General features: G+C 35.2%; 20 protein-coding genes. All 20 read right to left on the bottom strand.

The window, feature by feature from the left end:
• Positions 1-153 precede the first annotated feature (153 nt).
• The 20 genes from ACFOSX_RS02920 to ACFOSX_RS03015 all read right to left on the bottom strand — a co-directional run bounded on the left by ACFOSX_RS02920 (position 154) and on the right by ACFOSX_RS03015 (position 21,188).
• On the bottom strand, positions 154-1,242 hold the full coding sequence (locus tag ACFOSX_RS02920) for a DUF1972 domain-containing protein (RefSeq protein ID WP_386096842.1): 1,089 nt from the start codon (positions 1,240-1,242) through the stop codon (positions 154-156).
• Positions 1,202-2,929 carry an O-antigen ligase family protein gene (locus ACFOSX_RS02925; protein WP_386096844.1) on the bottom strand — a complete coding sequence of 576 codons (1,728 nt, stop codon included), beginning with the start codon at positions 2,927-2,929 and terminating at the stop codon, positions 1,202-1,204. The genes ACFOSX_RS02920 and ACFOSX_RS02925 overlap by 41 nt, the downstream gene beginning before the upstream one ends.
• Before the next feature lie 38 nt (positions 2,930-2,967).
• On the bottom strand, positions 2,968-4,068 hold the full coding sequence (locus ACFOSX_RS02930; RefSeq protein ID WP_386096846.1) for a glycosyltransferase family 4 protein: 1,101 nt from the start codon (positions 4,066-4,068) through the stop codon (positions 2,968-2,970).
• 206 nt (positions 4,069-4,274) lie between these two features.
• Complete coding sequence (locus ACFOSX_RS02935; protein ID WP_386096848.1) at positions 4,275-4,910, bottom strand: hypothetical protein; 636 nt, start codon at positions 4,908-4,910, stop codon at positions 4,275-4,277.
• 620 nt (positions 4,911-5,530) lie between these two features.
• Positions 5,531-6,877 (bottom strand): hypothetical protein, encoded by a 1,347-nt coding sequence (locus ACFOSX_RS02940; protein WP_386096850.1) that lies wholly within the window; start codon positions 6,875-6,877, stop codon positions 5,531-5,533.
• Between the two features lie 6 nt (positions 6,878-6,883).
• The gene (locus ACFOSX_RS02945; RefSeq protein ID WP_386096852.1) at positions 6,884-8,146 is read right to left on the bottom strand and encodes a hypothetical protein; all 1,263 of its coding nucleotides are present in this window, start codon (positions 8,144-8,146) and stop codon (positions 6,884-6,886) included.
• Positions 8,147-8,214: 68 nt separating this feature from the next.
• Positions 8,215-8,748, bottom strand: a complete 534-nt coding sequence (locus tag ACFOSX_RS02950; protein WP_386096854.1) for a GNAT family N-acetyltransferase — start codon at positions 8,746-8,748, stop codon at positions 8,215-8,217.
• On the bottom strand, positions 8,745-9,806 hold the full coding sequence (locus ACFOSX_RS02955) for an N-acetylneuraminate synthase family protein (RefSeq protein ID WP_386096856.1): 1,062 nt from the start codon (positions 9,804-9,806) through the stop codon (positions 8,745-8,747). The genes ACFOSX_RS02950 and ACFOSX_RS02955 overlap by 4 nt, the downstream gene beginning before the upstream one ends.
• Entirely contained in the window at positions 9,781-10,677 is an 897-nt protein-coding gene (locus tag ACFOSX_RS02960; RefSeq protein WP_386096858.1) for an SDR family oxidoreductase, read from the bottom strand. The genes ACFOSX_RS02955 and ACFOSX_RS02960 overlap by 26 nt, the downstream gene beginning before the upstream one ends.
• A 1-nt stretch (position 10,678) precedes the next feature.
• Positions 10,679-11,368 (bottom strand): pseudaminic acid cytidylyltransferase, encoded by a 690-nt coding sequence (pseF, locus tag ACFOSX_RS02965; protein ID WP_386096860.1) that lies wholly within the window; start codon positions 11,366-11,368, stop codon positions 10,679-10,681.
• 8 nt (positions 11,369-11,376) lie between these two features.
• Positions 11,377-12,396, bottom strand: coding sequence for a UDP-N-acetylglucosamine 4,6-dehydratase (inverting) (gene pseB / locus ACFOSX_RS02970; protein WP_386096862.1), 1,020 nt, complete (start codon positions 12,394-12,396; stop codon positions 11,377-11,379).
• Positions 12,397-12,450: 54 nt separating this feature from the next.
• Entirely contained in the window at positions 12,451-12,990 is a 540-nt protein-coding gene (locus ACFOSX_RS02975) for a hypothetical protein (RefSeq protein ID WP_386096864.1), read from the bottom strand.
• A 23-nt stretch (positions 12,991-13,013) separates the two neighbouring features.
• Positions 13,014-13,568, bottom strand: coding sequence for a dTDP-4-dehydrorhamnose 3,5-epimerase (rfbC, locus tag ACFOSX_RS02980; protein WP_386096866.1), 555 nt, complete (start codon positions 13,566-13,568; stop codon positions 13,014-13,016).
• Positions 13,565-14,434, bottom strand: a complete 870-nt coding sequence (rfbA, locus tag ACFOSX_RS02985; RefSeq protein WP_386096868.1) for a glucose-1-phosphate thymidylyltransferase RfbA — start codon at positions 14,432-14,434, stop codon at positions 13,565-13,567. Before rfbA ends, rfbC begins: the two co-directional genes overlap by 4 nt.
• Positions 14,435-15,493 carry a dTDP-glucose 4,6-dehydratase gene (rfbB, locus tag ACFOSX_RS02990; protein ID WP_386096870.1) on the bottom strand — a complete coding sequence of 353 codons (1,059 nt, stop codon included), beginning with the start codon at positions 15,491-15,493 and terminating at the stop codon, positions 14,435-14,437.
• Positions 15,494-15,526: 33 nt separating this feature from the next.
• A complete protein-coding gene (locus ACFOSX_RS02995; RefSeq protein ID WP_386096872.1) occupies positions 15,527-16,783 on the bottom strand; it encodes a sulfate adenylyltransferase subunit 1 in 1,257 nt (418 codons plus the stop codon).
• Positions 16,784-16,795: 12 nt separating this feature from the next.
• Complete coding sequence (gene cysD / locus ACFOSX_RS03000) at positions 16,796-17,701, bottom strand: sulfate adenylyltransferase subunit CysD (protein ID WP_386096874.1); 906 nt, start codon at positions 17,699-17,701, stop codon at positions 16,796-16,798.
• The gene (cysC, locus tag ACFOSX_RS03005; RefSeq protein ID WP_386096876.1) at positions 17,694-18,302 is read right to left on the bottom strand and encodes an adenylyl-sulfate kinase; all 609 of its coding nucleotides are present in this window, start codon (positions 18,300-18,302) and stop codon (positions 17,694-17,696) included. Before cysC ends, cysD begins: the two co-directional genes overlap by 8 nt.
• A 42-nt stretch (positions 18,303-18,344) precedes the next feature.
• Positions 18,345-19,988, bottom strand: coding sequence for a dTDP-4-dehydrorhamnose reductase (gene rfbD, locus ACFOSX_RS03010; RefSeq protein ID WP_386096878.1), 1,644 nt, complete (start codon positions 19,986-19,988; stop codon positions 18,345-18,347).
• A gap of 117 nt (positions 19,989-20,105) precedes the next feature.
• Positions 20,106-21,188 carry a hypothetical protein gene (locus tag ACFOSX_RS03015; RefSeq protein ID WP_386096880.1) on the bottom strand — a complete coding sequence of 361 codons (1,083 nt, stop codon included), beginning with the start codon at positions 21,186-21,188 and terminating at the stop codon, positions 20,106-20,108.
• Positions 21,189-21,191 lie beyond the last annotated feature (3 nt).

A 21,191-nucleotide genomic window follows, 5' to 3' on the forward strand; every position in this document is an offset into this window, starting at 1 on the left:
CCTTAAAATATCTACCGAAATTAAATAAGTTGAAATCGTAAAAGAGATCTAATTTCTTTATGAAATCGAAGATGAAACTTAGAGCTAAAAATGCGATTATGAGCCTCCTTGGCTCCCAATATTTTAAAAGATCTCTATGAATGTTTTATCTAGTTATTTGATATTTGTTAAAATTAACTTTTCGTAGCTGGCGTTGACGGACTCCCAACTAAACCGTTTTTCTATCTTTTCCGCGTTTTTTGCGATAAATTTGTCTCGATGTTGGTTGCAGGTATTATCTTCTAAAAGACTAGTAATATCGGCAGAAGCTTTAAAATAAAATGCATCTTCCAATAGAATACTGCGATTAAAAATATTGTTATGCGCAATAATTAGCGAACTTGATGCCATAGCTTCTAATAATGATGGATTTGTTCCACCTACCGAATGCCCATGGAAATAATATCTAGAGTAATATCTCAAGTTATTTAAATCTTCTTGGTTGTAGTTTGGTCCCACAAACCTAATTCTCTTGTCATGTGCGAACTTTTTTTGAAGTTTTTTACCAAAATCGTTTAATCCTCCAAATATTAAAATTGGGGTTTGAACTTTTGACTTACTAAACCCCTCAACTATAGTTTCTATATTGTTTTCGGGTTCCAAACGAGCTATAATCATATCATAGTTTCCTTCAGTAACATTATAGTTGACAAGTACCGATTTATCTGGTGATGAGAAAATTGTTGCCCCGTATGGGATATATGTTGATTCTTTGAGATATGTTTCTCTAATATAATCTTTTATGCCTATGGAGTCCGAAATTAGGACGTCGCTAGATTTTATAGCTAAATTTTCTGCATACCTAAGAAATTTTCTCGTAGCCGTTGAATATTTTGATCTTTTCCATTCAAGCCCATCCATATTAGTAACTATTAAGGAATCTTTAGGGAGCATTCTGTGCCAAATAGAGCTCGATGTGTAACCTAATTGAAGTATCGCATCAAATTTCCTCTTCCGACTGTCCCTAATACAGTTTAAGTCATAAAAGAATTGCCCAGCTGTGCCTATTTTATACTCAGGATCAAAACAATGTATAATATTTACTCCTTTAAAAGTGGATTTTTTATAAGGATGATTGTGAGAATTATAAACGAATACGCTATGTCCTTTCTCTGCCATATAAACCGAGAAACATTCGGCAAATTGCTCAAATCCTCCATGGTTATTTGGTATGCCTCTTGTTCCTAGTATTGCTATTTTCATATATGTGCTTGGTGTTGGCTAAAATTAATAATACTGTTGTAAAAAAATAAACGCCTCTTACTCTTCCGAAAATTGACTCAGACAACATCACAAATATCATGAAAAGTGCAAAGGTCATCATTAGCTTATCTTTATTTATAAGGCCAATATAAAAACTGTAAACAGGTATCATTAAAAGAAAAATTAGTCCAATTATACCCGTTTTCCATAATGTTTGAACATATTGATTATGCGGGTTGTAGCTCTTGTGCTTAATCAGCCCTAAATTCTCAATTCTATTATACAGTTCTACATTGGTGGATTTTTTTACACCTTTACCAAATATATAGTCCGTAGGGGTCATGGTAGCAAATGTTTCTCTCCAAAGTAGCAGTCTCAAAGTAAAACCGTTCAACCTTTGATCACTGTAATCAGTAATCATGGTCTCCTCGAGAATGGAAATATCATCAGCACTCAGAATTTCTGAAAACCTATGTTTAACGGGCAAAGAGACTAAAAGCGCAACAACAACTATTACGAAGCAAAAAGCCTTTATATTGAATTTTAAAAATTTGAGAATTATTAATAAAAGTGTAAAGGAGAGGACAATTTTAGAGCCAGAAAACACTAAAAGGATAAATAGCAAACCTAAATACAGATACCGGTAGGATTGTTTCTTCTCATAAAGGATATAGATTATCGAGAAAAACAATAAATAAGAATAATATACTGGGTGCAAAAATTTAGAAAAATTTGTGAATGAGAAAAATTCAAGGTTATTGTGAATTTGAAAGTCAATGATTGAGGTGACAAACAAATACGCCCCAATTAAAAGAGAGACAGCTAAAAAATTTTTTAGATCCGTCCTTCTGCCGTATACTGGAATTAAAAACGATAACAGAAAAAGTGGCAAAAGCCTCTCGATTGTATTAAAGCCTTTAGCGCCATTTAAAACACAAATAATATTATTAACAAGGTAGATTAGAAAAAAAGCAGTGATGATGAGGTGCAATTTGTTATTTGGAAGCCAATATCTTTTTCGAAATTTAATCAAGCCAAATGTAAATAACATAATTAATACAATATTGTAAGTTGGAGGGGGTAAAAAAATCGACAATATTAATGCCGTCATTAAACATTCCATTAACTTGAATTTTTTCGGAATACTAAAATTTAGGTTCCTCGAGAAAAAGAAGGCCAAAAGAATAATTGGTGTGAGACTAAGAAAAAAAATGTGAATGTCTTTTAAATCAGAAGAGTATGAAAAAACTTTTGAAGACTCTAGATAACCATTCTCTCGCTCTACACGGAAACTTAGTATTTCATTTTCCAGGTTGACACCACCAAGCCCACTTGGAAATAGACTTTCTAAGCTTTTATACTGATAAGTACCCGTATCAGTTGAAAAATTTAATTTAAAAGTCAATTTCTCTCCTGGAAATTCAAAATATATCCGGAATTTTCGCAGTTTAGTGTCATCAGGAATTTCTAAGTGGTATTCGAGATTAGAAGTTTTTTTTAATTTATAAGGCCTATTGAAGGTAATAACGGACTCCTTATCCTCTGAAAAATAAATGGTTGGTAGTTGGTTGAAGGTTGGTGCATCCTGATATATGATCCCAATTGACTTAATATGGCCATCCGCCATGCGATAGTTCATGAAATAGTAAACTATAGCAGTGAATAGTGTAATTAAAACTATTGCCACTAATACAAGCGTCTTTTTAATATTATAAGATTTTAATGTCAACCTTCAGAGTATCGGTGTAGTGTATTAAAATAATTACTAGCTATGTTTTTCCAATTGTATTTTCTAAGTAGGTTTTTGTAAAGATGAATATCTGGCTGTGTAATATGCTCCAACTGAAGCATCATTTTTTCCTGAATCTCTTCAACGTCATCTGGATTGAATGATATTTTTTCAGGAAAATGAAAATCCGCCATAGCCGTTCTGTCACTGCATATCATTTTAGCCCCATAACTCATGGCCTCAAGGGGTGGTATTCCAAACCCTTCTGCAAATGATGGAAACACAAAAAGTTCGCAGTTAGAATAATATGCGGCCAATGTATCATTTGATACTGATTCCAGCCAAATTAAATGATTTTCATTAAGATCTTTATTATTTTCGAGATACGTCTCTAATTCTTCACAGAAAAGATCTCTTTTCCCGATAAAAACTAGCTTATAGCCCTGTTCATAAAGTTTTGATGCAATAAAGGCTTTTATGAGATTAAGGTGATTCTTTCTTGGCTCAATTCTAGAAACATATAAGATATATTTATTTGGAACCTTTAGTTGAGTCTCCGAATTAATAATATACGTCTTGGGTGCATTAGGCGTTATTTCAATTTTATCTGGGTGAATATCATAATGCTTCACAATTTGTTTCTTTGAATATTCAGAAACCGTCAAGAGAATATCTGCTGTTTTTGCTGACCATTTAAAAAGATTATGGTTCATAAACCTATATCTTTCTGGAAAAAACATTTTCAGCTTTTCCTCTTCAAATAAAATATCATGCAGAGTTACAATAAATTTACAGTTTTTATAGGGGGGTCTTATATATTGAAAATGAGCATAATCGATTTTATGCTTCCAAATTAGATAAGGTATTTCGAAACCCAATCTCAAATATTTTGACTTATACTTGAGAGGGAGAAACGTAACGTTCTCATTCTTAATAATTTCTCTTTGAAGAATGTCAACGTTTCTTGCAACGAAATAAAAATGCCAGTCTTTAGCGATAGGTAAGAGTGCATTGTACAAACCCTTGAGATATGTCCTAGTTCCTTGATGTTTATCATCGAATACGTGTGCATCAATTAGTATTTTTTTCTTTGCCACACTGAATTTTTTTTACTATTCATTGCCTTGTTGTGAAACAATAGGCCCAACAGCAAAAGTAGACATTAGCAATGAAAATTGCCGTTTTTTAAATGAATATGTTCGATAAATGAGGAAACGTTACAGCTCTTTTCAAAATCATGCTCAAAAAAATATCTATCTCAACATTCAATCGATATTCTCCTAGAATTATAGCTATAAATATTCTAGATTGTGGGGATATTCAAAGCATTCGATCTCTTTAAATTTGCTTGAGTGATCTTTGATATAGATAGTAATGTTACAACGAACCAAAAAAGCTGCGTATTAAAATTGGCGTTTATTATCAAGATAATAAATACCCCTTTGAAAAAGAGTCCTTTTCCCTTTATGCAGTCATATAGAAAGATCAAAACCAAAGTGGCGCCAAAGAAGCCATAATCATATAAAAACCCTGGCACAAAAGGAGGTCGAAAAACCATGTGTGTATTCCACTTCTCAGGATAAATAACTTTAGAAAAATATGCTTCAGATGCAGAAGCCCCATGTCCGAAATATGTTTTATAACTCAACCAATCCGTTTCAGTCAAATAAACAAAAGTTGGCGCCACCCTTGCGTGAACACTTGAATCTAAATACCTTAGCTCTTCAACAAAATTAGAGGTGTCGGACACAATGAATACTAAAACGTCTTTAATTCTTTCTATACTCTTACCTCCAATGTCAGTGAATGAAAATATAAGTAACGCAAATGCTATTATAATAATAGTCAATTGAAAATACGTTTTGGAGAATGTAATCTGACTCATTATTAAAAGCCCTAGTAATATAAAACCAATTGAAGATTTAAAACTGGTGAGCATATAAATAGTTATAAACGAGAAAAATATCAGGTTCATCTTTGTTAAATATCTATATAATAATGAGAATGCTGTAAGTACTATTATAGCAGCATACGATGGCTCTGAAGATAGAGAATAGAATCGGTAGAATTGCCCACGGTTATTGTATTGAATACCAAGCTGTCCCGTACTTTGGAAATATCCTTCTTGAGACTCTAGTTTTTCTAACCCAAATAGAACAATTAACTGAGAAATTACGAGTATTACGAAAAAGCTTATAAGCACATACTTCAAAACTCTCAAAAAACATTTCTCATTAAAATATATACTTGAGTAAAAAATAATAAAGGAGTAAAGAAATAAGAATATATAAGAATATATTAATGAGGTCAATCTAAAGCTTTCAACGTTAAGTATTGAGCTAAAAGTAATATAAAATGTAATTGCCAGTATTGCTGTATTTCTATAAAAGAAAAGCTTCTGCTTTAAAATAAGAATTAGCAGAAAGGAAATTATTCCGACAATTAAATAAATAGAATAGCTCGTGTTTTCAGATTTTATTGCATACAATCCTGTATAAGAGAGAGATAATATTGTGACTGTCAATAAAATCTGATATAACTTTACATTGCTTACATTCACTAACACACGATCTTTTCAATCGCATTAGCGATTAAATTAATATTTTCTGGCTCTATGCTCCTAGGGTTGCCAAATGCGTCAGACATAACTCCTTTGAAGGAATTGCTCATCAACCAGTTTGAAAAGCCCTCGTTAGATAATCCAGTATTGTTTTTGGACATAAGCTCTATAAAAGTATTGTGCTTAAACTCGTCTAAAGATATTTCTCTGCAACATTTAAGTTTATTAAAAAATGCTGGCGCAAAGGTAAAAGACATGGTTGACATTAACGCAGCCTCGTAAGCGACTGTTCCAGAGACTGTAAAAATTGCGCTACTAATCTCTATGAGGTCATAAGAGTTAATGCGGTTATCTATTAAGAAAACATTTCTCAGGCTTTTAACTTTGCTGTAGAATGAATAGCTTCTATCGCCAATAGCATTAGAATGTTCTTTTACAAGCAAATAATAATTTTCTGGCAGAAAGCGCCATATGTTCTCTATAAGTGATAATTGGTTTTCGTAATAACGACCAATGACGTCTATGGAGGCTTCTGGTTGCTTGTGAAGTGTAAACAGCACAAACTTTCCATTTTCAGGAAGTTTTTCAATGGTTGTTTCTGAGACAAACTTGTTGAAAATAAACCGATTAATTATTTCTGTTGTTCTGATCTTAAATTGATTGTAAGGCGAACTGTAAAGCGTTACATCATTTGCATCTTGATTTGTCCTAAAAATAAAGTTCTTAAGTAATCCTATATTATGAGATATTGATTTTTTCTTATCAATCCATTTATCATTGAGTTTAAGATATTCAGGCTTTTCTGCGGTAATTGTCGAGAACACCTCATTATCTACTCTCTTTACCTCTTTGATACACGATTGAAACTCATCAGTAAAAAAGGCAAATCGTCCATTGGGCACTCTTATAGTATGCGGATTTAGAAATTGTGTTTCGAGCTCAGTGTGGAAGGTTGATAATCTATATGCTAAAATCTCATGAGCCCATGTTATTTCCCCGAAGATGTAGCTTATTTTGTTTGTTTTAAAAAAGTTGTAATAAAGAGAAGTTAAGTTCTTTAGGTAGTTGTAACTCCAGTTTCTTGATTCATGTTTCAGAACCCTATCGTTATATATAAGTTCATTCAACTTTAAGTCAACATCTATTTGTTTTGTCTTTGAGGCTAAGACCTCCTTCTTCCCAATATATAATAATCTATCTGATGGAAACTTAGAGAGCAACCAGTCGTACTGTTTTTTAGAAGATACAATCCAAAAAACAGTGTGGTTTTTTTTCTCCAGAATTTTTGAAACCTCTAAAAAAACATCGGTTTTATAATAATTTGCAATAAAGCATATGTTACTCATATCTTATTATCTCAGCTTATAATTTCTTTTGTAAAGAATCCAAACAGTAATGGTTAAACACCCAAAAGCACTCAAATTCATCGCAAGGGCAAAACTACTAAGAAAGTCGTTATTATATGTCCACAACACAAACATAAATATAGCCCCAGAAAGTATAGCCAAATAAAGTTTAAAAATATTCTTGTTTTCTCTTGAATAATGTACTTCTAAATACGCTATTACGCAAGAGAAATAGGTGCCCACAACCAAGAGAACAGATATGGTTAACTCTCTAACTGCAGTCTCGTAGCTATAAGCCACATAACCAACCACAAGAAATAGAATAACAAGCATGGTTGTAGTGAGCAAAATGATATACTTATTGAAATATTTCTTTTGAATGCCATATGTTTCTCCTATAAATATATCCTTTGCGAAATACGACAGGATCGATGTATGCATCAAAAAAATAACCATGGAAAAGCGCTGGGTTAATGATAATAAAACTCCGTCATCCAAATTAAGTTTTGTTAGGGCATTTATTTTACCGTAATTAGTTATGTACATCATAATAAAAGCTTGGAGTATAGTAGGCCACGAAAACCTCAATGACCTAAAGAAAATATTTTTTAAACTATTAAAATCAAGGTCAGAATGTTTACTCATTACAAAGCCTATAATAACAAATATTATATAAATAAAAACACAAATGATCTGGCCTAAAAAAACTAATATCAAAGAAAAATCTATGTCAAGAAAAAAATAGGCTCCTATGAACAGTATAGAAATGACATTGGATGATAGGGTTACATAAAGTGCTTTTTGAGGCTCACCTGACAGCCTGAAGTATGATGAATAATAGACAGAAAGTATTGTAAATAATACTCTAACCACTATAAATTCAATAAATATTATATCTACTAAATCGTTTTTCTGAAACAAAATTAAACCCAAACCAATGGAGCTTAGGGTGAGAAATAAGACATTAAAATTTCTAGTAAACTTTTGTTGGGTTGCTTTGCGGTCTTCACTGTGTCTATATGCGTAGTAGAAATAACTTGAAAGCCCTAAATCTACCAAAGGAATTACAACAGTTGATACCGAGTAAATATATTCAATATTGAGATAGATGGCTGCATCATCAAAAAACTTAAATACCAAAAGAGGAATCAGGAAAATTATGGCCTTGTCAAAATAGCTAAGAGCCATATATTTCAGTAAACCTTTGTTGTTTAAAAATACTGACTTTAGCCCTTTTAAGGAAAATCTGTGAAAGGAATTGTTTGTCATTAATAATAGGTTTGGCTAGACAAAGAATTATTAATCGAAACCTTATATTAGATTGATTAAAGGATTGTTTACCTAAAATCCCTCCTTAACAATGAAATAATATAAGAGTTGTGAAATTCACCATTTTCAAAACAATTATCTCTAAGAACACCGTCTTTTAAAAATTTATAATTCTTCGTGAAAAATGAAATCTTTTTGGAATCAAACTCATATAATTCCATCCAGATTTTATTTAAATTTAGATTACCAAAGCCGTAATTCAGCAACAAATGTACAGCCTCCTTGCACTTAGGGCTTTCATCAATATAAATGTCATCACCCCCTATGTAAAAAGAGAAATCTGCAGATCTAATAATCCAATTGATATATAATAGGCCTGCAGCCCCAATGGGCGTATTGGTTTCTAGGTCGATGACCACAAACATATAGTTGATATGCTTTGTTTTTTGGAGACTTTCAAACCAACTTTCTTGATCGGCTAAAGAAAGCTCTCTGACCTCCCGAAAATTTTTTCGGAATTTTATTTTATTCCTCCAATCTCTTAGGGTGCTGAGATCTTCTCTCTCCAAGGCTCTAAGTCCAATATATTTACCTACAATCATATGCTATCACGTGTAAAGTGTTCTCCAAAAACAAGATTATTCTTCAATTCCTTTCCGACCAAATTCTCCCATTCATAGGGGTGAAACGAATTTTCACCAATCGGTCTAAGAGGAATTAAATCCTCCTTGGTTATAACATGACCCTTTTCTAAGTTAGATGCGGCACAAATGCATCTTCTTTGAACAATATAGGATTGTTCTTCATTAGGTTCAACTCGCTTAACTCCGTCGCCAAGAGCATTAAGTAGTTCGTAAGACCTATCAACCATATCTCTCCAAGATTTGGGATTCATCGCAAAACCATGATCTGGTCCAATTTGGTCGTTATCATCTGTAAAGTGTTTCTCAATGACCCTTGCTCCAAGCGCGATACTTCCTAAAACTGTGGCATGACCTGCTGTATGATCTGACAAACCAAGAATTGTATCTGGATAAAGTTCCCTGTATTTTTTCAAGACACTAAGATTGCAAAATTTAAAATTCTCCGGGTCACCAGTATAGTTTGTATTACATTGCATTAAAACTATGTCGTTTGGTTTTCTTAAGGCCAAACTCATCATCCGATCTACATCATCGAGACTGCAAGCTCCAGTAGCCAACAATGTTGGCTTACCCTTACTTAACACATATTCAACAATTTCTAACCAAGAAGCATCTCCAGAGCCAATCTTATAAAGTTCTACATAGGGGTCAACTAAGTCTACAGCCTCAAAATCGTATGGACTTGTGAAATAATCCAACCCCACCTTGTCGCATTCTGCCTTTAAGATAGAAGTCCATTCCTCGTTGATACTTGCATCTTCGTAAACCTCATATACCTTTTTCTTCCATTTGGATTGGTGTGATAGTTTGACTTTAAGATTATCAAAACCTACCTGGCTTACGATTTTTTTCGCTGAAAAGTTTTGAAACTTCGCGGCATCCCCGCCTGCTTCTTTTACCATATGGATAAGTTCTTTAGCCTTTTCCAGTGAGCCATTATGGTTGGCTCCAATGTCTGCAACGAAATAAAGTGAATTATCGTTTATTAATTTACGTCCTAGTTTGATGCTCTTCATAATTTTGTTTTATACTTATCATTATATCTTGCATATTTGGAAGTTTTCTGCAAAATTTAGTTTGGTAATACGAACTGTCTAGAGTTTGGTCCGTTGACCTTTTTGCCCTATCCTTCATATCTACGATAAAGCTTCTGTTTACACAATTTTTGCCTAAACCTAAGGTGTCTAAAAGTTGAATACCAAAATTATATTTAGTAATTCTATCAGTACCCACAATATGCAATATTTCATTGGGAAGCCTGTTAAGGCCAACCAAATATTCTATTTCATTAGCTAATTGCCAAATGGTGATAGGGGTAAAATAAACATCATCAAATAGGCCAATTTCTATTTCAGCTTTTGAAGATTCAATTATCCATTCTAAAAACCCTTTTTTAGAAACATTGTCATTAAGCCCAACTATGGTTGTCCTTATTGTACAAAAAGATCTTCCGCTATTGGAAACAAAATATTCTCCCAGCTCTTTAGAACGCCCGTAAATACTCTCTGGCGAAACCACATCTTCTTCTGTTGCCATGCTGAGGCGACTTGGAAAAACGGCGTCAGTTGAAATATATATAATTTTAACGTCTTCTGTTGTATTGTTTAAAAAGCTCTTAATTGAGAATCCGTTGGCCTCGTAAGCTTGTCTTGGATTTTTCTGGCAAATTGATCCATTTGTTAGTGCACCCGATAAAATTATGACTTCGGGACGTGACCATTCAATGAGCTCTGTGTAATCGCCGTTTAAAAAATCAAAAACTTTATAGTCTACAGATGCATCATAAAAAGCTGAACCTCCGGTAGCGTATACCTTATGTGCCTTAGACAAAGACTTACATAGCGTTGCTCCGAGCATTCCAGACGCACCTGTTACAAGAATTCTCAAATTAATTGGTTTTGGATTTTATCTTAAATTCGGCGATTTTCCAATCTTCTTCGGTGTCTATATCGTGACAATCCATTTCGCTCATCTCAATAAATCCAGTATTATCATTCCATAATGCTTTCTGAGATACTATTTTTTGAGTCTTGAAGAAATAAAACTGCCCTAAGTCATGGTAACGATTTTCTAAATCCTGCGTCCTAGTTTGCATATGTTGAGGGCTTATCATTTCAATTCTTCCATCATCATTAAGCCTTAGCGCTCGCTGAATGGGATGACCATACTTACTTACGGGGAAAATGCAATCGTACGATTGTAAATGTAAAATTTTTAAAGCATTCTCTAAATGCCCTACCGTAATAAATGGAGCGCATGCATATAGGCAACAAGTGTTTTCGTATGTCAATCCTCTATCCTCGTAATTATTAACCACCTCCGTAATAACGTCTATTGTAGTAGAGAAATCATCTGCATTTTCTTTGGAACGAAAAAACGGTACTGAAGCACCATAATCTGATGCTACTCGTGCTATCTCTTCATCGTCAGTAGATACCATTACTTCATCAAAGAGACGGCTTTTAATTGCCGTTTCAATAGAGTATGCGATTATGGGTTTCCCCAGAAAATTCTTAATATTTTTCCTTGGGATCCTTTTGCTGCCACCTCTTGCTGGAATTATTGCTAATGATTTCATTTTAAATTTTAGACTTTAAAAGAAGAGTCAACATGGTTTTTAATGAGTATTCTCAGGCTTTCTACGGTCTCCCACTCGTCATTGTCACCAGAATTATAGTTAAACCCAGCTTCTACTTTTTTTGCGTTGAAATGAGAAATATAATCATCTAAACTCCAACTATGTGTAGCAGGAAGGATGGCATAATATTTTCCAAGGTCATACGTATAAAAAGAGTCGGATTTAGTTATCATCTCTTCATGGACTTTCTCTCCAGGTCTAATTCCAATCACAGGTTTTTCGCAATCAGGCCCAATAGCCTCGGCCACATCTAAGATTCTGTATGACGGGATTTTTGGCACAAAAAGTTCACCGCCCCATGCATGTTCTAAAGCATGCATAACCATATCAACACCCCCTTGAAGCGAGATGTTGAAGCGTGTCATATTAGAGTCCGTGATAGGTAAAATATTGTCTGTTTCCTTTTTATTAATAAAGAAAGGAATGACGGACCCGTTAGAGCCCATAACGTTTCCATATCGTACAACAGAAAATTTTATTTGAGAATCCCCTTTTATGTTATTTGCGGCAATAAATAATTTGTCAGATGTCAACTTAGTGGCGCCATAAAGATTAATAGGCGCACAGGCCTTATCTGTTGATAATGCGACCACACGCTCAACATTAGTTTTAAAACAAGCGTCCAAAACATTTTCTGCACCACCTATATTTGTTTTTATGCACTCGTCAGGATTGTACTCAGCGATATGAACATGCTTCATAGCGGCCGCATGAATCACATAATTTACGCCCTGAAATGCTCTTTCTAGTCGATCCTTGTCTCTCACATCGCCTATAAAATATCTTATCTGAGGATATAGTTCAGAGGGAAATTCTTGAGCCATTGCAAATTGTTTTTGCTCGTCCCTTGAAAATATTATCAGTCTTCTAACACCTGGGTTCTGCTTTAAAATGTGCCTGGTGAGTGCTTTACCTAATGAACCTGTACCCCCTGTAATGAGGATTGATTTACCCGTTATGTCAAACATGTTTTTTTATACTTTTTTTGATATTAAATACCCAATTTAAAAATTTTCTCTCCCCTACAATTCAGACTCTATTTTATTATATAGATTGTCATTTGAAATAATGAATGGGTCATAATTACCATCTACAACAAATCTTGAATAGCCAGATTCTGTATATTTCATAAATCCATTGTGTTGAAAATATCTAGGAAAGCTATCTTGAATTATGCTAATTGCTTTTCCGCTATACGACATCTTGATATATTCTAAATCCACATCGCCAATATTTTTCCTTACTGTATTTCCAAAATCTAGTCTTATAGAAAATGGAATTTCATTTTCAGGAAGAGAGAACATAATCGTTTGAAAAGAATCCCTTCCGTCAATGTTTTTTGAGATCACCTTATCTCCATTAAACTTCTCTTCTGGATAACTCGAGGTGTAAAATAGCGTGATATTCTCATCCTCATAGGATCGCATTTTAACTTCAATTTCGAAATTCTTATCATTAGAAATCTCTTTCTCGGAACTTGTGGGTTCTGAATTATTTGTGTCGTCAATTTTTGTTTCTTTAGAATTAACGCATGAGGTCAAAACCAAAAAAATAAAAAACATTTTTTTAATCATTTTTGCTATATTTAATATGGTTCATAATTAGAGTTTTCGAAGCTTGGCAACAATAAATCTTTTTCTGAAATGAGTATTTGGTCTTCACTTAATTTCCAATCTATTGCTAAAGATTTATCATTATATATGATCCCTCCTTCAGACGCTTTGTTATAATAGTTATCACATTTGTATGAGAAGATCGCCATGTCACTCAAAACAATAAATCCATGTGCAAAACCCCGTGGAACAAAAAGTTGCTTCTTATTTGTACAAGACAATTCCACTGAAACATGATGACCGTACGTTGGGGAATTTCTTCTCATATCGACAGCAACATCAAGAACGTTACCACTTATAACTCTCACTAATTTAGCCTGTGCGTAAGACCCGTTTTGATAATGAAGTCCTCGCAAAACACCTTTTGAAGAAAACGATTCATTATCCTGAACAAATCTTACTTTGGCATTAGTGTTTTTATAAAATGTCTTGGCATTGAAACTCTCAAAAAAATAGCCCCTTTCGTCATAAATAACTTTTGGCTCTATAATAAAGCAACCTTCAATTTTTGTTTCAGTTAAAGTCATGACATATTGTTGATTAGGCCCAATAGGTTCTTTCCATAGCCGCTTTTTAGCAGGGAGGTTGCTAAATTCTTAAAATCGCCCTCAGAAATCAATCCCATTTCGTAGGCTGCACCTTCAATAGAACCAATTTTCAATCCTTGTCTTTCCTCTATAACCTCTACGAACTGAGAAGCCTGCATCAGCGATTGAAATGTCCCAGTATCTAACCAAGCCGTCCCTCTGTCTAAAATACTGACTTTTAAATTACCTTTTTGCAAGTACGCCTTATTCACGTCTGTAATTTCAATTTCCCCTCTACGGCTTGGCTTAATATTCTTAGCTATTTCAACTACATTGTTGTCATAAAAATATATGCCTGGAACTGCATAATTAGATTTTGGATCTTTTGGCTTTTCTTCAATCGAAATTGCCTGTCCTTTATTATTAAATTCTACAACTCCGTAGCGCTCTGGGTCATGAACTCTATAGGCGTAGATTATTCCCCCATCTGGATCGTTGTTTTGTTGTAGAAGTTTAGACAATCCTGTTCCATAGAATATATTATCTCCTAGAATCAAAGCGACTTTGTCATTTCCGATAAAGTTTTCACCTATGATAAACGCCTCAGCTAAACCATTTGGGGCCTCTTGCGCAGCATATTCAAATCTACAACCATATTTCTTACCGTCTCCAAGAAGCTCTTTAAATAATGGAAGATCCTTAGGGGTTGAAATAATAAGTATCTCTGTTATCCCGGAATAGATAAGCGTAGATATTGGATAATATATCATCGGCTTATCAAAAATTGGCATAAGCTGTTTACTTACTGCAAGGGTCAATGGATGTAATCTTGTGCCAGATCCACCAGCTAAAACGATTCCTTTCATTTAACTTTGATATTGCTTTTTGTAATATTGTTGATAAGCTCCACTAGTAACTCTTTCTAACCACTCTTTGTTGTTAAGGTACCAGTCTATAGTAATTTCAAGACCTTCTTCAAAAGTTACCGAAGGATAAAATCCTAAGCTCTTATTTATCTTTGATGCATCAATAGCATAGCGCAAATCATGACCAGGTCTGTCCTTAACGAAAGTAATTAGCTTCTCTGAAGCCCCTACTTGCCTATTGAGTCTGATGTCCATTTTCTGACACAATAGTTTAACCAAATCAATATTTTTCCACTCATTAAACCCCCCTATATTGAACGTTTCATTATACTCTTTACTATGAAAAACCATGTCAATAGCCGAAGCATGATCTTTTACATACAACCAATCTCGAGTATAGTTTCCATCACCATAAACAGGAAGACTTTCATTATTAATAATATTATTAATAAATAGAGGAATTAGTTTTTCGGGAAATTGATTTTCACCATAGTTATTAGAACAGTTTGTAATAACATAAGGAAGACCAAATGTCTCTCCGTATGCCCTTACGAAGTGGTCTGAACTAGCTTTCGATGCAGAGTACGGGGAGTTAGGGTCATAAGCTGTGTTTTCTTCAAACAGGCCTGTAGCACCTAAGGTGCCATAAACTTCGTCTGTACTAATGTGATAAAATAATTTTTCTCTATAATTGTTATTCCATAATTCTCTAAAAGCGTTAAGCAGGTTTACTGTGCCTATAATATTGGTTTTAACAAATGCTAAAGGGTCATTTATTGATCTATCAACATGCGATTCTGCAGCAAGATGAATTACACTATCAAACTTATAGAGTATAAATATTTCTGTTATAAAACCGCCATCGTTTATGTCTCCTTTTAAAAATGTATAATTATCTCTTTCTTCAACATCCTTCAGGTTCTCTAAATTTCCAGCATAGGTTAAGGCGTCCAAATTGTAAATTTGGTAATTAGGATATTTATTGACAAATGTCCGAACTACGTGTGAACCAATAAACCCAGCTCCACCCGTGATGAGGATTTTTTTTTCTGCATTCATTAAATCGTCTCTAAAAGAATTAAAAAAATTAAATCAACTAACTACCATCCCAGCTGCAACCGTTTCATTGGTGTTGCTGTCTACTAATATGAAGGACCCTGTTGTTCGGTTTTCCCTATAACTGTCAATCATTAATGGCTTGGTCGTCCTGATTTTAATTTTGCAAATATCGTTTATTTTTAAGGTTTTATCTTCATTTTTTCGAGCTAATGTTTCAATGTCGATTTTGTAGATAATTTCCTTGACCATTGCACTCTCTTCATTAGAAGTATGTTTTAGAATATACTTTGTTCTCGGCTTGGCTTCATCTCTACTTAGCCAACAAATCATAGCTTCAATGTCTTGTGAGGCTTGGGGTTGGTTGTTGCTTCTTACTATCATATTGCCCCTGCTGATATCGATATCATCTGTTAGGGTCATGCTAATAGACATTGGTGCATAGGCCTCCTCCAAAGACCCATTAAATGTGTCTAAACTTTTTATCGTTGAGGTAAAGCCTGAGGGTAAAGCGGTTACCTCGTCACCGACCCTAAATACGCCACTAGCGACCCTCCCTGCATAACCTCTATAATCTCTATGGGATTCGGACTGTGGCCTAATAACGGTTTGTACCGGGAATCTTGCGTCAATTTTATTAATATCGCTACTGATGTGCAGGGTTTCTAAAGTATGTAATAATGGAGCTCCTTGATACCAAGACATATTCTCAAACCGATTCACCACATTATCTCCTTTTAAGGCGCTAATGGGAATGAAACGGATGTCCCTAACCAATAATTTTGAAGAGAATTCTTCAAACTGGTACATCACCCTATTGTATGCATCTTCTTTGTATTCAACCAAATCCATTTTGTTAACGCAAACAATAATATGTGGTATCTGCAAGAGGGAGGCAATAAAAGCATGTCTCTTGGTCTGCTCAATTACACCATGCCTAGCGTCTACCAAGATAATGGCTACGTTTGCAGTGGAAGCTCCAGTAACCATATTTCTAGTGTATTCAATATGGCCAGGCGTATCGGCAATGATAAATTTGCGTTTTAGTGTGGTGAAATATCTGTATGCTACATCTATAGTGATACCCTGTTCTCTCTCGTCCCTGAGACCATCGGTAAAAAGAGCCAAATCAATACCATCGTGCCCTTTCTTTCGGCTTGTATTTGCAACAGCATCTAATTGGTCTTCAAAAATAGATTTTGAATCGTATAGTAACCTTCCTATTAGGGTGCTTTTTCCGTCGTCCACGCTACCCGCGGTTGTAAATCTCAATAACTGACCTTGTTGTTTCATGCTCTCCATCGGTTAAAAATAGCCTTGTTTTTTTCGGTCTTCCATAGCTGTTTCTGAGCGTTTATCATCTGCTCGGTTGCCACGTTCGGTATGACGCATGGCCGCTACCTCTGCTACAATTTTTTCCAATGTGTCTGCAGAGGATTCAATGCCGCCCGTAATTGTAATGTCGCCCAAAGTTCTGAATCTTATGGTTTTGGTTTCTATTTTTTCGTTGGAATCAATCTTCAAAAACTCTGAATTTGGAATCCATGAATTATTGCGCCACACTACTTCTCTTGCATGGGCATAATAGAGTGATGGAATTTCAATCTGCTCTCGTTTTATGTAATTCCAGACATCCATTTCGGTCCAGTTACTTATCGGGAAAACCCTAAAGTGTTCGCCTTCAAAATATTTGCCGTTAAAAATATTCCAAAGTTCAGGCCGCTGGTTTTTGGGGTCCCATTGACCAAAATCGTCACGGTGGGAAAAGAATCGCTCTTTAGCTCTCGCTTTTTCTTCATCTCGTCGGCCACCGCCAATGGCACAATCAATATGATGCTCTTCAATAGCATCCAATAACGTTGTGATTTGAAGGGTGTTTCGTGTCGCATTCTTACCTCTTTCCTCAGCAACCCTTCCGTCATCAATAGCTTTTTGAACGGAACCAACAATCAAATTAACCCCAAAGTCTTTTATCAATTGGTCTCTAAACTGAATTGTCTCGGGAAAATTGTGTCCTGTATCTACATGCATTAGTGAGAATGGAATCTTAGCTGGATAAAAAGCTTTTCTAGCCAAGTGAGTCACCACAATTGAATCCTTTCCTCCTGAGAACAAGATTACCGGATTCTGAAACTGAGCCCAAACTTCGCGAAGCACAAAGATGGCTTCGCTTTCTAACTCATCGATATAATTTAAATAATACTTACTCATTTTTTAATTCAATTTTCGGCAGAACTACAGCCAATAGTTGGCGAACTGCATCATCAATAGATGTTTCTTCCGTTTTAATAACTACGTCAGCGTTTTCTGGCGCCTCATAAGGCGCACCTATACCAGTCATATTGGTAATTTCACCTTTTCGGGCCTTTTTATAAAGCCCCTTGACATCGCGTTTTTCACATTCCTCAAGGCTGGTGTCTACAAAAACTTCGATGAAATTTTGTTCACCAATAATTCGTTTTACAGAAGCCCGATCTTCACGATACGGAGACACAAACGCAGATAATACCACAAGGCCTGCATCTGTCATGAGCTTAGCTATTTCGGCAATACGCCGAATGTTCTCCGTACGGTGTTCGGGAGAAAAACCCAGGTCTTTATTTAGTCCCGTACGCACATTATCACCGTCCAAAATGTAAGTTCTAATCTCGCTATCCATCAGCTCCTTTTCTAACGTATCAGCCAAGGTAGATTTACCAGATCCCGAAAGTCCCGTAAACCAAATTAATAAAGACTTGTGACTGTTAAGCCTGTTACGATCTTTTTTCGAAATCTTAAAGCGATGTTTTGTGATATGGGTGCTCAAGGACATGATTGTTCTGTTGGCACAAAAATAACTATTCTTTGTCCAATTTTAGAAAGAAACCTTGAAGTAAGGGTTTAGTAAATTCTCCTTGTTATAGCCTAATGGCTTATTGGTTTCTGAAGATATGACCGAAGCACCCATGGCTTCGCAAAGGGCTTGGCCCGCACCAGTATCCCACTCCATCGTCGGTCCAAATCTTGGGTAGACATCCGCCAGGCCTTCGGCTATAATACAGAATTTTAATGAACTTCCCTTTGAGACGATTTCTACGTTGTGGTTGTTGGCTTCAAGATCACGAATAAATGCTGTTGTTTCCTCATTCATATGAGAACGACTTCCAACAACCCTGATTCGGTCACTTTCATTGCTCTTTCTGGTTAAACGGGAGTTCTCTTCAAATAAGTTTGAAGGCATTTGATGAGTTATCAATTGATGCTTGTATGCTCTATTCTCGGAAACATCAGCGACATAAAACGTTTTGGTAACAGGAACATAAATAACACCGAATTGTGGCTTGCCGTACTTTATTAGAGCGATATTGACGGTAAATTCTCCGTTGCGCTTTACGAATTCCTTAGTGCCATCCAACGGATCCACCAACCAATAACAAGACCATTTTTTTCTGACGGTGTACTCAATTTGTTTGTTTTCTTCGCTAATAATGGGAAATGGTGTAGTTTTAAGAAAAGCGTTGATGACCTCATTAGCGTTTCTATCCGCAAGAGTCAAAGGGGAGTCGTCTGCTTTCAGCTCTACCCCAAACTCTCCATCGTAGACATCCATTATGGTCTTTCCTGCCTTGATTGATGCTTTAATAGCTATTTGATAATTTAAATCCTGAAGGCGCTCCACCGCTTTTCTAAGACTGCTTTTATATTCCGGAGTTTTAAGATTGAAAGCTTTTTCAATCTTTGAGGTGTCCATGACGCTGTATTTAGGTCGTTTTGCTCGGGTCTGGTAGTCCGAGATGGAAATAGGGTTTACTTTGGTCCTTAACCCTGAATATTCGAATATACTTTTTGCAAACTGAAACCAACTTATTCCTCCCTTATTACTAAAATGATATAACCCAAAAGTCTTGCTCTTGGATTGAATAATCTTTAAAATGACATGAGCCAAATCTGGGGCGTAGGTCGGACTTCCAAACTGGTCATTAACAACGGACAATTCTTCTTTTACAGAACCATGTTTCATCATGGTTTTAAAAAAGTTCTGATTGAATTCAGAATATAGCCAAGAGGTTCTGATGATAAAATGGTTCTTCAAAATGGCTGTGATGGCTTTCTCGCCATCTAGCTTGGATTGTCCATAACTATTTAGAGGGTTTGTTCCATCTGTTTCTTTGTAAGGTCTTTCTGAGTTGCCATCAAACACAAAATCGGTAGAAATATGAACCAATATTACGTTGTACTTGGCACAGAGCTCTGCAAGAAAAGACGGGCCTAAACTATTAATGCGCTGTGCAAGCTCAATTTCAGTTTCAGCCTGATCTACCGCGGTATAAGCGGCGCAGTTAACACAATACTCAAAATCATGATGCTTAAAATATTGCTCTAATTTCTCTTTATCCGTGATGTCAAGCTCTTGGGAGTTAGTGTATTTTAGCCTTAAATCCGTGTATTTATATGCTACGGATTGTATTGATAAGCCGAGCTGACCACCGCCTCCCATGATGAGAATTTTTCTTTTCACTTAACTAGAATTAAATATGTGTCCTTAACCATGTTAAAGAGGCAAAAATCGCATAGCATTTCTGTCCCTGTCTCTCAACCAAAAATAAGTTTAAGTCAAGCTCGAGTTAAAATTCCGCTACGGCCTTAGATAGGTACGAGAACTATAGCTTTTTACGTATTTGTTAAGGCTTACAAGACTAAAAAACAGAATTGTGAATACTAAACTTATGATAGGTAAGATGATTTTTTTCTTTTGATACCACTCCTGTATATCATATCCAGCTGTAGGAAAATCCGAGATCACAGAAATCACATCCTTATCTCTAACTCTAGTATAGTTTACAGAACGGATCTGCTCGTTAAGTTCCAATTTTTCTTTCAAAAGAGGAGCTTCATTAACCAGTAGTTTTGATCCCTGTGCATCAGCCATGTATATACTTGTTCCGGAATTTGGTAGCGCTGTCTTTTCTGATTCTCTAACTCTAATTTTTAGATACGTATTTATAACAGAATCCAATACTTTCTCCTGCTGAATTAATGTTCGCTCATTTCTTTCAAGATTTTTCTGACTTATCATAAGCAGTGAATCCAAGTATGCGTTCTTTGAAATAACCGAATCAAAGTTTTTATTTAATTTTTCATAAATGAGATTGTCCGTAGAAGCAACACCTATTTTATGGATTTTAAAGCTATATACATTTAATGATTCCATGTATGATTCATAGGTGGTGGTTGTTTTGGTCAAAGAGTCCAAACCATTATAAAATTCGGAAAACTGTTTAATGCTTCTGTTTGGATCAATTACTGGGCTAATATGAAACTCTTTTAATTTTGCTGCTTCGGAAACCTCCAGCCCCAAAAGTTCTGCGATACGTATAGAATCGTTTTCTATACTAGCTAGCTGATTTAGATTTTGAATATTTTCGTAAACCTGATAAGCAGATCCTAAGTTAGTCTCAATATACATATTAGCTCCGTAAAGTTTTTCTGAGGTTTTGTCTAAAAAATAACCAACAACCAACCCCAAAACAACAGCTACCGCATACCATTTAACATTTTTAAACAAATGCGCCAATATCAACATCAACACATGGAACAACCCCTTAAAAATCGAAGCTATAAAATCAAAAAACTTCTGAAAGGCATTGCCAATCATCTTAAATAGTTGCCCTAAGTCTACCTCTTCATTTTGAGGCGCTGGCTTTAAATTTTCACTCATGTC

Origin of the sequence: Winogradskyella maritima (assembly GCF_042650215.1) — a bacterium.
GTDB classification, from domain to species: Bacteria; Bacteroidota; Bacteroidia; order Flavobacteriales; family Flavobacteriaceae; genus Winogradskyella; species Winogradskyella maritima.

Coding starts and splice junctions, on each gene's coding strand:
- rfbC (WP_386096866.1), bottom strand. CDS start 13,568: ATGACTTTAACTGAAACAAAAATTGAAGGTTGCTTTATTATAGAGCCA.
- rfbA (WP_386096868.1), bottom strand. CDS start 14,434: ATGAAAGGAATCGTTTTAGCTGGTGGATCTGGCACAAGATTACATCCA.
- ACFOSX_RS03015 (WP_386096880.1), bottom strand. CDS start 21,188: ATGAGTGAAAATTTAAAGCCAGCGCCTCAAAATGAAGAGGTAGACTTA.
- ACFOSX_RS02935 (WP_386096848.1), bottom strand. CDS start 4,910: ATGCTCACCAGTTTTAAATCTTCAATTGGTTTTATATTACTAGGGCTT.
- pseB (WP_386096862.1), bottom strand. CDS start 12,396: ATGTTTGACATAACGGGTAAATCAATCCTCATTACAGGGGGTACAGGT.
- ACFOSX_RS02975 (WP_386096864.1), bottom strand. CDS start 12,990: ATGTTTTTTATTTTTTTGGTTTTGACCTCATGCGTTAATTCTAAAGAA.
- ACFOSX_RS02955 (WP_386096856.1), bottom strand. CDS start 9,806: ATGAAGAGCATCAAACTAGGACGTAAATTAATAAACGATAATTCACTT.
- cysC (WP_386096876.1), bottom strand. CDS start 18,302: ATGTCCTTGAGCACCCATATCACAAAACATCGCTTTAAGATTTCGAAA.
- ACFOSX_RS02995 (WP_386096872.1), bottom strand. CDS start 16,783: ATGAAACAACAAGGTCAGTTATTGAGATTTACAACCGCGGGTAGCGTG.
- rfbB (WP_386096870.1), bottom strand. CDS start 15,493: ATGAATGCAGAAAAAAAAATCCTCATCACGGGTGGAGCTGGGTTTATT.
- ACFOSX_RS02920 (WP_386096842.1), bottom strand. CDS start 1,242: ATGAAAATAGCAATACTAGGAACAAGAGGCATACCAAATAACCATGGA.
- ACFOSX_RS02945 (WP_386096852.1), bottom strand. CDS start 8,146: ATGACAAACAATTCCTTTCACAGATTTTCCTTAAAAGGGCTAAAGTCA.
- ACFOSX_RS02940 (WP_386096850.1), bottom strand. CDS start 6,877: ATGAGTAACATATGCTTTATTGCAAATTATTATAAAACCGATGTTTTT.
- pseF (WP_386096860.1), bottom strand. CDS start 11,368: ATGAAATCATTAGCAATAATTCCAGCAAGAGGTGGCAGCAAAAGGATC.
- ACFOSX_RS02950 (WP_386096854.1), bottom strand. CDS start 8,748: ATGATTGTAGGTAAATATATTGGACTTAGAGCCTTGGAGAGAGAAGAT.
- cysD (WP_386096874.1), bottom strand. CDS start 17,701: ATGAGTAAGTATTATTTAAATTATATCGATGAGTTAGAAAGCGAAGCC.